Origin of the sequence: uncultured Mailhella sp. (genome assembly GCF_944324575.1) — a bacterium.
Lineage (GTDB): Bacteria > Desulfobacterota > Desulfovibrionia > Desulfovibrionales > Desulfovibrionaceae > Mailhella.
On the sequence record NZ_CALUWV010000171.1, the window covers coordinates 20,782 to 37,135 of the forward strand.

General features: G+C 46.0%; 11 protein-coding genes and 1 pseudogene. All 12 read left to right on the plus strand.

The annotated features are described in order from the left end of the window. The first annotated feature begins 779 nt into the window (after positions 1–779). The gene (locus tag Q0J81_RS11675) at positions 780–1,634 is read left to right on the plus strand and encodes a site-specific integrase (RefSeq protein WP_294448065.1); all 855 of its coding nucleotides are present in this window, start codon (positions 780–782) and stop codon (positions 1,632–1,634) included. 154 nt (positions 1,635–1,788) lie between these two features. Beyond that, a complete protein-coding gene (locus tag Q0J81_RS11680; protein ID WP_294448066.1) occupies positions 1,789–2,010 on the plus strand; it encodes a DVU3141 family protein in 222 nt (73 codons plus the stop codon). Between the two features lie 4 nt (positions 2,011–2,014). After that, positions 2,015–2,782, plus strand: a complete 768-nt coding sequence (locus tag Q0J81_RS11685) for an ABC transporter permease (RefSeq protein ID WP_294448067.1) — start codon at positions 2,015–2,017, stop codon at positions 2,780–2,782. Further along, a complete protein-coding gene (locus Q0J81_RS11690; protein ID WP_294448069.1) occupies positions 2,779–3,441 on the plus strand; it encodes an ABC transporter ATP-binding protein in 663 nt (220 codons plus the stop codon). The genes Q0J81_RS11685 and Q0J81_RS11690 overlap by 4 nt, the downstream gene beginning before the upstream one ends. Then, entirely contained in the window at positions 3,428–4,585 is a 1,158-nt protein-coding gene (locus Q0J81_RS11695; protein WP_294448072.1) for a capsule biosynthesis protein, read from the plus strand. Before Q0J81_RS11690 ends, Q0J81_RS11695 begins: the two co-directional genes overlap by 14 nt. A 1-nt stretch (position 4,586) precedes the next feature. Further along, positions 4,587–6,386: a polysaccharide biosynthesis/export family protein gene (locus Q0J81_RS11700; protein ID WP_294448074.1), complete on the plus strand. Its 1,800-nt coding sequence runs from the start codon at positions 4,587–4,589 to the stop codon at positions 6,384–6,386. Between the two features lie 10 nt (positions 6,387–6,396). Further along, positions 6,397–7,509, plus strand: a complete 1,113-nt coding sequence (wecB, locus tag Q0J81_RS11705; RefSeq protein ID WP_294448076.1) for a non-hydrolyzing UDP-N-acetylglucosamine 2-epimerase — start codon at positions 6,397–6,399, stop codon at positions 7,507–7,509. A 16-nt stretch (positions 7,510–7,525) separates the two neighbouring features. After that, on the plus strand, positions 7,526–8,782 hold the full coding sequence (wecC, locus tag Q0J81_RS11710) for a UDP-N-acetyl-D-mannosamine dehydrogenase (RefSeq protein WP_294448077.1): 1,257 nt from the start codon (positions 7,526–7,528) through the stop codon (positions 8,780–8,782). Positions 8,783–8,856: 74 nt separating this feature from the next. Beyond that, positions 8,857–13,278: a glycosyltransferase gene (locus Q0J81_RS11715; protein ID WP_294448080.1), complete on the plus strand. Its 4,422-nt coding sequence runs from the start codon at positions 8,857–8,859 to the stop codon at positions 13,276–13,278. Between the two features lie 75 nt (positions 13,279–13,353). Continuing rightward, positions 13,354–14,541: a hypothetical protein gene (locus Q0J81_RS11720; RefSeq protein WP_294448082.1), complete on the plus strand. Its 1,188-nt coding sequence runs from the start codon at positions 13,354–13,356 to the stop codon at positions 14,539–14,541. A gap of 118 nt (positions 14,542–14,659) precedes the next feature. After that, a complete protein-coding gene (locus Q0J81_RS11725) occupies positions 14,660–15,520 on the plus strand; it encodes a glycosyltransferase (RefSeq protein ID WP_294448084.1) in 861 nt (286 codons plus the stop codon). 22 nt (positions 15,521–15,542) lie between these two features. Then, positions 15,543–16,354 (plus strand): annotated as a pseudogene (locus tag Q0J81_RS11730) (glutamine--fructose-6-phosphate aminotransferase); the annotation flags it as partial.

Genomic DNA, 16,354 nt, shown 5'->3' on the forward strand with positions numbered 1-16,354 from the left:
GAACTCAGTCCGCCCAGTTCGGGAACAGGAGATGCGGGGAAAAGCGCGTTGTGACGCTTTCGGCGCGTGGGATTCGGAAGAAGTTCGGCAGATGGGCTTTTCTCAGCCATAAGGAGTGACATTGTTTTAAATAACCTGGCCGTCATAGAAGCTTTTCATACCATTGCATAATCGTCGCCATCGTGTACGGATATCCATTTCAGCGATTGCGACGATTTTTTATTTAAGAAAGTTATATGAGGTGGTCAGGTATTATGGGGAATACCTGTGGCTGACATATGCAGAATGTTGATGCCGTCATGCGGATGTGCCGTCACGATGATGCGTTCAGCGGGGAAAGTCGTTTCAGTCGTGGTGCATGACTGCTTGTCCCGGAAAGCTGCTGAGAAGGACATTTTTGTCGGAAGTGCAGATTCCTGCTTCAATTTTTCCGTTCGTCAGAAAAGAAAAACAGGAAGGACGGAGAGCGGAATACGCTGTCATGAAGTATACTATAGTATATTTTTCAGGTGATGTTTCCTGTCCGGGAAATACTGAAGGAAACTGGCTGGGGAATATCATCTAACATGGCGGAAAAGTGTACTTTTTTGATGGACTTTACTTTCATATTAGAGCGATTATTTTTTACTGGTATTTTCTGAGATTCTCGACTATGCTGGCATGAGCGTGCTGGCAGTGAGCACACGTCAGGAAAGTACACTTTTTGGACGGACTGTACGGGGATGGACACGTTCAGTAAAAATCGGAATGACATCAGAGAAAAAGTGCATGGAGACTGCATGTCTCTCGAGTCATTCATAAGAGAAATGTATCTTCCGTTTGTCATGCAGAACAAAAAAAGCTGGCATATGGATGAACGCTATGCCATGCATCACATTATTCCGCATATTGGAGATATTAAGCTCTCTCAAATAGATACGAACACGCTTTACGAGTGGCGCAGCCAGCTCCTTGAAAAGGGGCTTTCTTCCAGTACGTGCTACCGTCTGTTCTGGCTTGCCAAATATATCCTGAACTGCGCGGTTCGCTGGAAAGTGCTTGCCGATGATGAGGCCTTTCGTGATGCCCAGTGTCCTCGCGAGCAGCCTCGCCGTCCTGAAATGCTGACGGAGAGGGAAGCTGAAAGTCTTCTTGCTCTTCTGGAGAGGCATGCCGACAACGTATCCGCACGGGCGATTCATCTTCTTTTTCTGACCGGGGCGAGCAAGTCGGAAATTCTGTACGCGCGCTGGAAGGACGTGAATCTGCGTCAGCACCTGCTGTTCACGAAAATCCCCGGCGGGAGAAAGAGAGGCATTCCTCTGAGTGGCGAGGCCGTCAGTCTTATACGGACGTTTCCCCGGCGCGATGACGTGCCGTGGCTTTTTTTTCATCTGGGAAGCGGAAAGCGCGTGGTTTCGTTGTTTTCCTTCTGGAACAAGCTGAGGAAGGAGCTCGGCAGACCGACGCTTCGACTCAACGATCTGCGTCATGTCTTTGTCCGCTCACTCATGCAGAAGGGGGCAAACTACAACGATGTCTGCTCCCTGCTCGGCCATTATTCCGCCGAGGTCTTCCATCTTCAGTCACAGATGCAGGTCGAGCAGATCAGCTCTCTGTACGGAGGCTCCTGTGAGTCGCTCTCGTTTCATTGATACGTGTTTTTGGGAAAGGCAAAAACGGACGGCAGGGCGTGCACTGATTTTCGGTGTCGTTCTGGCGCTGAGCCTTTGCGCCTGCGCGCCGCAGCAGAGCGTCGTTTCTCCCGCCGCAGAAAAAGCGGAGGCTCCTGCGGGAGATCCTTTCGCCGTGGCCGTTTCCCGCATGACGCCCGGTCAGCAGGCCGTGATGTCCACGCCCTGGGGGGCGGATTCTCTGGTCATGCTGGAAAACGTCTATACGTCCGGCCTCGGCCTTTCCTGCCGCAAGGCGCAGGTGACGGCAGGCGGCGCTTCCCATCGTCTGGCCATCTGTCGTGACGATTCGGGCTGGTACGTTTCCGACCCCATCTTCGAACAGTCCCAGAGATAACGCCATGGACAGCGCACTCATCGTGCAGGGCCGCGTCATCTATGCTCTGATGATGCGTGAGGTGCATACCATTTACGGTACGTCGCGCCTCGGATACCTGTGGGCGCTGATTCAGACGGTGTGGGGGATCGGACTGTTTTGGGCTATACGCTATTTTGCTGGAGCTGCGGCACCACACGGTATGCATATCCTCATGTTCATGCTGGCAGGCTTCGGCTTTTTCAATATGTTCAGCGGCATTCTGAACAAGTGCATGAGCGCGGTGAACGGCAACAGGGCGCTTCTTACCTTTCCACAGGTAACGCCTGTGGATCTCATGATTTCCCGTGCCATCATCGTATGGGCTACGGAACTTGTGGCCGCGTTTCTTCTTATCGGCATAGGAATGCTTTTCGGCATGCCATTTTATCTGAGCGATTTCGGTGGACTGCTGTTTCTTCTGTTACTTACTCCGCTACTAGGTCTCGGAGTAGGTATGATGTTTGCTTCTTTAGCAGTGTTGTACCCCACATTGGAAAAAATTGTGCCCATGGTCATGCGTATTATGTTTTTTGTTTCTGGGTTGTTTTACTCCGCTACAATGTTGCCTTCATATCTTCTTCAGTATCTCTGGTATAATCCAATTCTCCAAATTATAGAGTGGGCAAGAGCTTGTCTTTCCAAAGGTTACAGCACTATCTCGTATAGTCCTCTTTATCTTTTTTCATTTACCATACTTTGTCTTTGTTTAGGCTTTTTATTGGAGCGTTATGTACGCAGGAGGCTTGTATGATCGAGCTTTCCTACGTGTGCAAAAGTTACGGCCTGCCGCATGGTCGCAAGGTGGTGCTGGACAATGTTTCCTATACGTTCCGTGAGGGCGTAAACATGGGTATCCTCGGCTTGAACGGCGCGGGCAAGTCCACGCTCATGCGCATCATCTGCGGCGCTGAATCTCCGGACAAGGGAAGAGTCAAACGCACCAGCCGCGTGTCCTGGCCCATAGGTTTTTCGGGCGGCTTTCACGGCAGCCTCACGGGGCGCGAGAACATGCGGTTCACCTGTCGCATCTACGGGGCAAATATCAGGCAGGTAACCGACTTTGTGGAAGATTTTTCCGAACTTGGTCCGTACATGGACATGCCCATACGCACCTATTCTTCCGGTATGAAGGCCAAGCTGGCCTTTGGCCTCAGCATGGCCATAGGTTTTGATTTCTACCTTATCGACGAAGGCTACGCCGTGGGCGACGCTTCGTTTCGTGCAAAAAGCGAACGGGTATTTCAGGAGCGTAAGGCTCATTCCACGCTTCTGGTTGTGGCGCACAGTACCTCCGTCATACGCAGCAACTGCGACAACGCCGCCATTTTGAAAGACGGCAGACTGTTCTTTTTCGATACGCTGGATGACGCGCTGTCGACTTATGAAGGAATGTGCCATGGTCAAAAATAATGTGACGTATACCCGGCGGTATACGAAAACGCTGTGGCGCAAGCTTCGCCGCTGGATGAAGAAAAGAGCGTTCATAACGGCACTGGTGCTGCCCACTGTCCTGGCCTTTATTTATTTTTTTCTGCTGGCTTCTCCCATGTATGTATCGCACGCCAGCTTTGCCATACGCAGTGCGGATGCTTCCTCTTCGTCCGGCATGGATATTGCTTCCATGTTTCTGCGCACGTCCGGTTCCACGGGCAATGATACCTACATTATCAACGACTACATTCAGAGTCTTGACATTGCTCGGGACATTGATCGTGAACTCGGTATTGTGGCGCATTACAGCAGTCATGATCATGACATTATTTCCCGTCTGTGGAGCAATCCTACACAGGATGAGCTGGCACGCTACTGGCGCTGGGCCGTGGTGCCTCAGCTCAATGTGGATACGGGCATTATTTCTCTGGAAGTGAAGGCGTATACGCCCAATATGGCGCAGCAGGTGACCGAGGCCGTACTTGCACGCAGCGAAGCTCTGGTGAACGCCATGAACGAGCGCGCTCAGAAAGATGCCGTATCTCTCGCCAGAGAAGAGGTGCAGCGTGCGGAAGAGCGGGTGCGCAATGCTCAGAGCGCCATGCGGGAGTTTCGTGACGCGCACAAGCTCATTGATCCCAAAGTGACGGCGGAAGGTTTGCAGGGTCTGGTTACCGGTCTGGAAGCCGAGGCAACCACTCTGCGCACGCAGATATCGGAAGCAAGCTCCTATATGAAGGCGGACGCGCCGCTTATCAAGTCTCTTACGCAGCGCCTTGCGGCTGTAGAAAAGCAGCTTGCAGAAGAAAAGCTGCGCGTAGCCGGGCAGAATTCCACACAGGGCAACCTGAACTCTCTGGTAGCTGACTATGAAGATCTGAGCATAGAGGCGGAGTTTGCTCAGAAGCAGCTTGTCTCAGCCATGGCTTCTCTTGAACGTGCGCGTATCCAGCAGATGGCGCAGTCCCGCTACGTGGTGGCGTATCAGCAGCCCACGCTGCCGGATGAATCCCTGTATCCCAGACCTTTCCTTTTCACGCTCTACGTTTTTGCGGGAGTGCTCCTTTTTCTGGGCATTGTTTCGCTGGTATGGGCGTCCATTCGAGAACACGCAGGTTTTTAATATGAAGAGAATATACGACGCCGGCATACTGTGTTTCCTTTGCACGCTCTGCGCCCAGCCCGTGTTTGCGGCGGATACGCAGATGGCAGGCTACAGTGCTGCGGCGCAATATCAGAGTTCCATGTCATCGGGCGTACCCCTGCAGGGGAGTCTGCCTGCTTCTGCACAAAGCAGCATGAACGTGGTCTCTCAGTCCACGCCGGGAAGCTACCAGATGTTCGACGGTTCGCTCCCCTACAGGGAAAAGCAGGCTACGCCTACGGTCATGGATGCTCCGCCTGCCTGGGCTCAGGGCAAGCTCAATCCCTCGGCTTCGGCGCTTCTGGCCCCTTTCGGCGCTAATCTGTTCCATGGAAATTTTGCCGGAACCTATAACGACGGCATGAACGGCGACTATGTCATTTTGCCCGGTGACCGCATCATGGTGCGCGTGTGGGGCGCAAAGACGTACAACGACGTGCTTCCCGTGGACCAGCAGGGAAACATCTTTCTGCCGGAAGTGGGCCCCGTGCGGGTGGCAGGACTCAAGCAGGCTGCACTTCAGGGAGCCGTGAAAGCCCGGCTTGCCTCTGTGTTTACGGACAACGTGAACATCTACGTGAGTCTTCAGAGTTCGCAGCCGGTAGCCGTGTATGTGACGGGCTTTGTGAACCAGCCCGGCCGCTATGCAGGCGGCCCCATGGATTCCGTGATGTCCTACCTTGACCGCGCCGGAGGCATTACCCCGAATCGCGGAACGTTCCGCAAGGTGCAGGTGAAGCGCGGCAACAAGGTGGTTGCCAGCCTTGATCTTTATGACTTTGCCCTCAACGGGAATATGCCGGATGTGCGTCTGAAAGACGGCGATGTCATTCTGGTGGGGGAACGGGGCGTGAGCGTGGCGGCTTACGGCATGCTCCGTCAGGAAGCCCGCTATGAATTCAGCGGCGCGGCCACGGGTTCTCAGCTTATACGCTACGGCAGTCCTCTTGCCAGCGCAACTCATGTGAGCGTTTCCGGCATTCGGGCAGGCAAGCCTTTCAACGAATACATGACGCTGCAGGAGTTTTCCGGCATGCGCCTTGCCGACGGCGACAGTGTGGAATTTGTGGCCGACACCAGGGGTCGTACCATCATGGCTTCCGTGAGCGGAGCCATACGGGGAGCCTCGCGTTTTCCGGTGAAGAACAGCACGACACTTCGTTCCCTTCTTGCCTATGTGGAAGTGGATCCGGCGCTTGCCGACGTGTCTGCCGTCTATGTCCGCCGTCAGAGCGTGGCGCAGCAGCAGAAGACCATATTGGAAGACTCCCTTCATCGTCTGGAGAGGTCCGCGCTTACGGCTACCTCCGCCACGGCAGAGGAAGCACAGATACGTGTGCGGGAGGCGGAGCTCGTGCAGGACTTCATCCGTCGCGCGGCCAGCCTTACTCCGGATGGTGTGGTGGTGGTGAGCCGTGGCGGTGAGGTGCGTGATCTTCTGTTGGAAGACGGGGATGAAGTGGTCATCCCGCAGAAGAGCGACGTGGTGCAGGTGTCCGGCGAAGTACTTCTGCCCAAGGCCGTGACCTTCGATAAGGCTATGACAGCGGAAGACTATGTGAAGAGCGCAGGAGGATTCACCGACCGTGCGGACGAGGAGAATGTGCTTGTGGCTCGTATGAACGGCGAAGTCGGCCCCATAGCGGAGCTCGGCGTTCATGCCGGAGACCGGATTCTTGTCATGCCCCGCGTGGATACCAAGAATCTGGAACTGGCCAAGGGCATAACTCAGATATTGTACCAGATTGCCGTGGCTACCAAGGTTGCCGTGGGATTGTAGGAGTAAGAGTATGAAAGTTATGGTTATGGCGGGGACCCGACCTGAAGCGATTAAGGTTGCGCCAGTAGTTCGGGAACTGCACAGACGTAAAGAGCTGACGACAATTCTTTGCAATACCGGACAGCATAAGGAAATGATTCAGCAGGCCTTTGATGATTTCGGTATTCAACCAGATTTGCATCTGGATGTGATGCAGCCTGGACAGACCTTGGCATCGTTATCATCTCGTCTCTTTGAGAAAGTTGACCAGGTTCTTGTAGAGCAAAAGCCAGACTGGGTGCTTGTTCAGGGAGATACTACGACGGTCATGACGAGTGCCATGTGTGCTTTTTATCGAGATATTAGAGTAGGTCACATAGAGGCTGGGCTGCGCAGTTTCAATAAATGGGCACCTTTTCCCGAGGAAGTGAATAGAGAAGTTGTCAGTAAAGTTGCCGATCTGCATTTTGCTCCTACTAAAATGGCTTATGCCAATCTTATAAGGGAAGGAGTGGATCCTGAAGATGCGCTTGTAACGGGCAATACAGTCATCGATGCTCTGCAATGGATGCAGGGAGAGATTGAGGGACAGAGGCATCTTCTTGATGAGCGTGTGGTACAGGCCCAGGAAAAAGGTCACAGAATCATTCTTGTTACGGGACACAGGCGAGAAAACCTTGGTGACGGATTTATTGAAATCTGCAATGCCGTGCGCCAGTTGGCAGATGCGTATACCGACGTAACGTTCGTATATCCCGTGCACCTCAATCCTCAGGTGCAGAAGCCGGTTATGGAGATACTCGGCAATCACCCCAGAATCATTCTTACCAAGCCGTTTTCCTATAAGCCGTTTATTGCCCATTTGAATGCCGCTTACTTTGTTCTTACGGATTCCGGCGGTATTCAGGAAGAAGCTCCGGCATTGGGAAAGCCGGTTCTTGTTATGAGAGACGTGACGGAGCGTCCTGAAGGCGTGAAGGCCGGTGTTTCCAAGTTGGTGGGGCCGCATACGGCAGCCATAGTCCAGTATGCCTCTAAATTGCTGGATAGTCAGGAGAGTTATCATTGCATGGCGCATGCCGAGAATCCCTATGGTGACGGTCGGGCTTCGGAACGTATCGTAAATGCTTTAATCAACCTTTAACCTGTGAGATTATCGTATGAATATTTCTGTCTTTGGGCTCGGCTATATTGGTCTTCCCACTGCTACTATGTTTGCAGCACACGGTGCGCATGTTATTGGCGTGGATATTAAAAAAGACGCTGTGGATACCATTAATCATGGGCATATTCATATTGTGGAACCAGGCCTTGAAGAAGTAGTCAAAAACGTTGTTGACAACGGTCATTTGCGGGCGACAGTCACGCCTGAAAAGGCTGATGCTTTTCTTATTGCCGTGCCGACGCCGTTTATGGGTGACAATCATGAAGCAGATCTCAGCTATATTAAAGCAGCTGCTACTGCTATAGCTCCTGTTCTGGAAAAGGGAAATATCGTTATTCTGGAGTCTACGTCTCCTGTTGGAGCTACGGAAACCATGGTCGGCTGGCTCAAGGAGATTCGGCCTGATCTTGTCTTTGCATCTGAAGGCTCTGAAGAATGTGATATTTATGTGGCTTACTGCCCTGAACGTGTGTTGCCCGGTAAGGTCATGCATGAGCTTATAGAAAATGACCGTATCATCGGCGGTATTAATAAAGCATCTGCGGAAAGGGCTCGTGAAGTGTACCACATTTTCGTGAAGGGTGAACTTTTGATGACCAACGCCCGTACGGCGGAAATGTCCAAACTCACGGAAAATGCCTTCCGAGATGTGAACATCGCTTTTGCCAACGAACTTTCCCTGATTTGCGACCGACTGAATATCAATGTCTGGGAACTTATTGAACTGGCAAATCATCATCCCCGTGTGAACATTCTTCAGCCCGGCCCCGGTGTGGGCGGTCACTGCATTGCCGTGGACCCGTGGTTCATCGTGAGCAAAACTCCCGACCTTGCCAGATTGGTGAACACCGCCCGTCTTATCAATGATGGTAAGCCGGAATGGGTCAAGGGCAAAGTACGAGAGGCTGTGCTCTCTTTGGTCAAAAAGGGGCGAGATGTGAAGGAGATACGCATTGCCTGCCTGGGACTTGCCTTCAAGCCCGATATTGATGATTTGCGCGAGAGCCCTGCGTTGCATATTACCCGTGATTTGGCAAAGGAGTTTCCCGGACAAATTGTAGCTGTGGAGCCGAATATACATGAACTTCCGAATAGCCTTAAGGGAATTGTACCTCTTATGACTTTAAAAGATGCATTGCAAGCGGACATAATTGTGTTACTTGTCGCCCATAAGGAGTTTAGGAGTGTTTATTTAGAAAGAAAAGATGCTTTAATTGTTGATACTACAGGGCAATGGTCGACGGTAAAATAATAGTTGTATTAATATATTATATTGGTTTTATTTTTTTGATATAATTTGTATAAGTGAAGTGATAAGGGGAAGGTATGTCCAGCCAGGATATGGAGAAGGTGTATCAGATTCTATTGAAGGAAAATGCACAACTGATGCAGCACAACAAACTTTTGCAGTTCGAACTGGAACAGGCTCGTGCTAAAATTTTTAGAATGGAGAGGTGGACATCCTTTCGCTTAGGGAAAATTTTACTTGAATCTAAGGGGATAAAAGGCTTTTTGCTATTGCCGAAGAGATTGTGGCAACTTCGCAAGGAGGTGAAATGTGCCGCAACTGAAGAAGTTTTAAATACTAGTGTTGCAATTCCAATTTTTGAAAAAACAGATACTTCTATTAGAAAAAATATATCTCTTCATGCAGAACAGATATATGAAGAACTTAAAATTATAGGTGATATTGAGAATACAATATCTAAGTCTTATATCGATGGAAAATGTGTTCTATCTGGTGTATTACCTTGCGACCATGTTTATCTAAGCCTCCAATCATGGTATGAAATTGAAGGTTTTAATGGAAGTATTACGGCTAGTATTACGTTCCATGGAAGTATGGATGTTATAGGTTATATATATTTCTATGATGAATATTCAGAAAAAATATCAGCATTGCCTTTTTATAGAAAAAAAACGCTTATCAATATTCCTGAAAAAGCAAAATATTTTTCTTTTTATTTACGAATAAAAGGAAATGGAAAACTTATTTTAAATTCTTTAAATGTATTTAATAATGATAATGTTAATAATGATATAAAATTAGAATTTTCATTGAATGATATAGTTTCACGAATGGATATTCCTAAAGATGTAAGAAATGATATTATAGTAAATAGAGTTGGTGAAAAATGTGAGCTTGTATCTAAACTTCACCACGAAAAACATGTGTATATCCCAATAAATAACGCAATACCTAATGAAATTTTGAAGAATAATCTATATGTACAACTAACTGCAACAAGTTCATTAGATATTATTGGGTGTATAATTTTCTTTGATTCAGATAAGAAGAAGCTTTCCCATACTATGTTTAAAAAACAGGAAGAGAATCCTTCAATACCAGAAGGCTGTGAAAGTGCTTCGCTTTCTCTTCGTATCAAAGGTTCAGGGAAGCTTGAGGATCTTAAAATCAGGCTCAGTAATACCCCACTGGAGAGAGAAGAAGTAAAGAGTGTTCCAGTAAAGTCATCTGCTACCATTGTGCCTATGTTTGCGGGGCAGGCGCCTCTGGCAGAAACGTGTCGTGCCGTTTTGAAGGGTAAAACGAAGGACTTGGCTGGATGGTTAAAATGCCTTCGCGTTGCCACCATTATGGATGAGTTTACTTGGCGGAGTTATTCCCCAGAGGCAAATATGCTGCAGTTGACGCCGGGAGCGTGGCATGATGAGCTGGAAAATTTTAAACCGGATATGCTTTTTGTGGAAAGTGCCTGGCGAGGGAAGGATGAACTTTGGAAGAATAGCATAAATAAAACGCCTCCAGAACTTATGGGAATTTTACACTGGTGTCGAAAGCATCAGGTACCGACGGTATTTTGGAATAAGGAAGATCCTATCCATTTTGAAACTTTTATTAACACAGCTTCATTGTTTGATTTTGTTTTTACTTATGACTTTAATTGTGTTGCAAGATATAAGACGGTTTTAAAACATAATAATATTTACTATCTTCCTATGGGTGTACAACCTATTATGTTTAATCCCATAGAAAAATATGAAAGAAAAGATGCATTTTGTTTTGCAGGAAGTTACTATAAGCGTTATCCAGAACGTACAAAAGACTTGGAAGAGTATCTTTTGTATCTTCCTGAATTTAAATCTGTAGAAATTTACGATCGTCAATATGGTAATAATGATCCTGATTATATGTTTCCGAATAAATACATTCCCTTTATCAAAGGAAATCTTCCATATACACAAATAGATAAAGCATATAAGGGATATGTTTATTCAATTAATCTTAATTCTCTAAAACAGGCGCAGTCTCTGGCAAGGCGTGTTTATGAACTCATGGCTTGCAATACGCTAGTAGTCAGCAATTTTTCTCGTGGTGTGCATAGTCAAATGGGAGAGCTGACCATTCTCAGCGATAGTGCAAAGGAAATCATCAGGCGCATAAAGGAGCTTGAGGCCCAGCCGTCAGGATCGGACAAGCTTCGTTTAGCTGCACTGCGAAAAGTGATGTCCGAAAGCACCTATCAAGATCGACTGGCTTATATTGTTTCTAAGATTTGCAACGTTAAATTTCCTAGCTTGCTTCCTGCTGTTTATGTTGTGGCCTGCGTAGAAACTCCAGAACAGGCAAACGCTGTTTATGAGAACTATGTCCGTCAGAATTATATCGAAAAGTATCTGCTGTTGTTCAGTGACGCGTCATTGGAGTGTTTCCAGGGGAAACAGGATGTCAGCGTAATTCCTACGAATGAGGTGGTTAGTACCCTATTCAATCTTCCGGAAGATGTTTGGCTGGCCGGCTTTGCTGTGGAAGATTTTTATGGGGCAAACTACCTTACGGATATCATGCTTGCTACGCGCTATGTGCAAACAAAAATTATATGCAAGGCCAGTTATTATACCTGTGCAGACGGGAGAGTTTTTATTAATTCTGACAATAGTGCACATACTTATACTGAGATAAAGGATAGTTTTCCTATCCGCCGGGCAGCAGCCAACATTGCCTTGTTAAAACGGGAGAACTGGAGTTTTAAGGATGAGAATACAGTCTTTCCTGCTGTAATGTGTTTTTCTGTCGATAGATTCAACTATTTGGAAAATGGGACTAGTGCTGCGGATGTGGATAAAGCTATAGTTTGTGATAGAGATGATCTGGATACTGGTATCTCCGTACACCAAATGCAGGAGTATGCAGAGCAAATGCGTCCATTGATTCAAGATGATACGACCATTCCGGCTCTGAAGAAAAAAAATCTGTTTGAAGAATTTACCTCCAAAAAGACCAGTACTGCACTTGATGTTTCATTGATGCCGAATAATGTTTTTCATTTACGCTCAACACTTCCGCCGGATAAACATGAATATCTTTATGGAAAGTCATTCTTTGCTATTAATGAACTTTCTCATCATTCAGAAACGTTGAAGATGTATCTTCAGACATCGCGTAATTTAAATGTACAACTGGCATATATTTTTCTGAATAATAAAAAGCAGAAGCTGCAAAGTTCACTCGTACAAGGGAATATCAATGCAGAATTTCCTATATGTACTGGTGCTACATTCATTCGCTTTGCACTCAGGGTACAGGGAAGTGGGGAAACAGATGTGGAAACGTTATTCTTTGGACATCGTTCTCTGGAACCTGAACGTATTTTGGGCGTGGAGGAAACTCTTGTCCTGACAAATATCTATCCGGCGTATGATAACCTTTACAGAAACGCCTTTGTTCACAGTCGCGTCCGCGCATATCGCCGCGAAGGTATTAAGGTCGGCGTTTACCAGTTTCGAGCTGGCCAAGAACTGCATTTTGACGAGTTTGAAGGTGTAACCGTCTTTCGAGGTGGGGCGTCGGCTTTGCGAAAAATTCTTTCAGAAGGCAAAGTACGCCGCATTCTCGTACATTTTTTGAATGCTGAAATGTGGGAAGTGCTGAAGGATGCACCGTCTGACGTGCATATCCTTGTATGGCTGCACGGTGCAGAGATTCAGCCTTGGACAAGAAGAATATGTAATTATACAAATGAATTAGCACTAGATAAAGCCAAAAAGCAAAGTATTGTGCGTATGGCATTCTGGAAGAAGTTTTTTAATTCCTTGCCGAACAATGTCCATCTTGTTTTTGTATCACAATATCTTGCCAATGAAGTAATGGAAGACAATAATATCATTTTGTCTAAAAGAAGATATTCAATTATTCATAACCCTATTGATACAACAATATTTTCCTATCATGAAAAAAAAGCTGAACAACGATATAAGATACTTTCTATCAGACCGTTTGCAGCTAGAAATTATGCAAATGATCTTACTGTAAAATGTATTTTAAAACTATCAGAACGTAGTGATTTTGATAAATTTTCTATTAAAATTGTCGGTCGAGGCGTATTATTTGACGAAACTGTTAAGCCTTTGCGTAGTATTCCTAATGTTTCTCTTGAAGAGAAATTTCTTACACAGGCTGAGATCGCAGAACTTCATCGTGATTACGGAATTTTCATGGTGCCGACGCGCATAGACACACAAGGCGTTTCCAGGGATGAAGCTATGGCGTCAGGGCTGGTGCCGATTACTAATGCTGTAACGGCCATTCCAGAATTTGTGGATGAGACCTGCGGAATCTTGGCTCCGGCAGAGGATGCCGACGCTATGGCAGCAGGTATTTCCCACCTTGTAGATAATCCAGACCTGTTCCTTGCCATGAGCAGAGCAGCGGCGGAACGAGTCCGCAAACAGACAGCAGTCAATATTATTATAAAGGAAGAGATAGATTTAATTTTTACATCATAATAATTTAATAATATAATGTTTACTTTTTGTGTAGTACATAACAATTTATTTTTATCTTAACTGAGAGGTAAATTTATGAATAATGTTTATGAAATGGCACAATATATTTCTAGTAAATTAAATTTTGTATCTAAAGATGATGATTATTTATATAAAATTGTTTGTGATATGTATAATCATATATGGAAAGAACAAAAAGATATACGTGGAATACTTGCTTTGTGTGCATTGCATAAAAGAAAGTTTAAAACTTTTAATGCTGATTTGATAGATTTGTGTTATGATGGAATTGTAAATAATGGGCATATTGATGCAGTAGTTTATTATTGTATGGCGGTTATAAGGAATTGTAGTGAAGATGACGCAATGAACAAAATTTTTTCTCTTTTTAATTTAAATATCTCTGATAATGCAAAAAGTATTTTATATATTTTTATAGCCTGTTGTTATTGGAAAAAATATGATTATGAAAATTATATTAATAATATAAATATATTTTTTAGTAATAAAAAAGAAGATTTTTCTCCATATATCGCAATACCTACATCTTCTGTTTGGCGATCGTTAAATAGACCTATACAAAAAGAAAATAAAATATGTGATATGTTTTATCCAAATGTTGATAATAATTTTGATTATATTATATCTGCATCTTGTGATGATAAGTATTTTAATGCATATGGAAAGTATTTTATTAAGTCTTTAAATAAGTTAAAATCTAATTTTTTCTGTTATATAGCTATTATAGCAAATGAAGATATAGATATTAGTGAATATAATAATATTAATAATATAAAAATAGATATATTATATAATAATTCATGTAATATAGGCCCAATTTCATCAAGTATAAGATACATTAATGCATTTAAAATAATGGAAAAAACCGGAAGACCTGTTGTCGTATGTGATTTTGATAGTGTATTTATTAATGATATTATTGAATTAATTGATAATAGATATGATGCAAAATTAAGAATTTTAAAAAATGTTTTGCCATGGGAGACAATAACAGCAGGATTTTCTATCTTTATGCCTACTATAAATTCATTAAAATTTTTGGAAATAATGACGTCCTATTTTTCAAATATTCTTGTAGATAACACAAAACAATGGTGGGTTGATCAAAATGCTTTAGAATGTGCTATGAGATTTACTAATATAAAATATATAAATATAATTAATAATTTGAATAATTATATATTTATTCCTACTGGGTCTATGGAAACAAAAAAGGTTTTATTAAATTCAAAAGTAAATTAATGTTATGCTTTTTTGTAGTATATTGGATAACGTAACATCATCATGTATAGGTGGAATTCCCCTTATTCCGGTCTTCACCTATCTCCAACTACGTCTTTTCTGGCCAGATATACTTTTTGTGGAGTCGGCCTGGCAGGGGTGGCACAACAGTTGGAAGTACAAGATTGCGGCGTATCCTGATCATCCAGAGCGCAATAATCATTTGCTGTTGCGCCTTCTGGAATACGCTCGAAAAAGGCATATCCCCACAGTATTCTGGGATAAGGAGGGACTGGTTCACTTCGACCGCTTCATTGATTCGGCGAGACACTTTGATCATGTGTTCACCGTGGATGCCGACACCATTCCCAAGTATAAGAAGGTGATGGGAGAGAACGCTTCCGTGCATGTGCTCCCTTTTGCCGTCCAGCCTCGGTTCCATTTTTTTGATGGATTCCATTTCAAATATAATACGGCGTGTTTTGTGGGCAGTTACAGTACACATATCCATCCGCGGAGGAGAGCTTGGCAGGAAATGCTGTTCCGTGCAGCTTTAGACAGCGGATTGGGACTGCATATCTTCGACCGCAATTCAGAACGCAAAGCATCTGTTTATCGATATCCTGTATGGGACGGCATGCAGATACACCAGTCTGTTTCCAATGCCGGAACGGCACAGTTATACAAGGATTATCTTGTCTCTTTAAACGTCAATACCAACGAGAACAGTTCTACCATGGTTTCACGCAGGTTGGTAGAGGTGCTCGCCTGCGGAGGAATTGCCGTGACGACTCCGGCACCTTCCGTGGGAGAATTCAGTGAGTTCTGTCATATTGTACATAATCGTGACGAGATGATGGAATTGTTTAATCGATTGAAGCATGGCCCCTCCAGAGAGGATCTGGAACGTGCCAGAGCTGGTGCGGAATACATAGCCCTGCATCACACTTGGAAACAGCGCCTGAAATTTATTGCAGACGTTGTGGGCATAAAAATATAGTATTTTTTCGGAGAACTCTGTTATGTGTGGCATCATTGGCTATAGCGGACAGCGTTCCGCCATTCCTTTTCTTATCGAAGGTCTGCATCGTCTGGAATATCGGGGCTACGATTCTTCAGGGGTAGCTTTTGAGTATGAGGGATGTCTCCATGTGGTGAAGGCGGAGGGGAAGCTGGCAGCTCTGGAAGCCAGGCTGAAAAATATATCCTATCTTCAGGCTACGTCCGGCATAGGTCATACTCGCTGGGCCACGCACGGCCTGCCCGTGGAAAGAAACGCCCATCCGCATCTTTCGCAGGACGGGAACATTGCCATCATCCACAACGGCATCATCGAGAACTTTCAGGAAATCAAGGATGAGCTTTCCGCGAAAGGACACACCTTCCTTTCCGATACCGATACCGAAGTGCTCGCGCATCTCATAGGCGAGGAGCGGAAGACCGCCCCCAGCCTGCGCGAGGCCTTTGCCCGCGCGCTGCGCCACTCGCACGGCGCTTACGCCGTGGTCATGATGGGCGTGGAGGAGCCGGGCGTCATTTATGCCGCGCGCATGGCCGCACCCCTGCTCATGGGCGTGGGCGTGGGCGAGTGCTTCGTGGCTTCCGACATTCCTGCCTTTCTGCCCTATACCCGCGAAGTGGTCTTTCTGGAAGATGGCGAAGTTGCCCGCGTCGAGGGAGATTCGTGGGAAGTGTTCTCTCTTGCCGATCTCTCGCCCGTGAAAAAGAGCGTGAGCCATGTGCCGTGGGACATGCAGGCCGCGGCCAAGGGCGGCTACAAGCACTTCATGCTCAAGGAAATCATGGAGCAGCCGCGGGTCATCACCGACTGTCT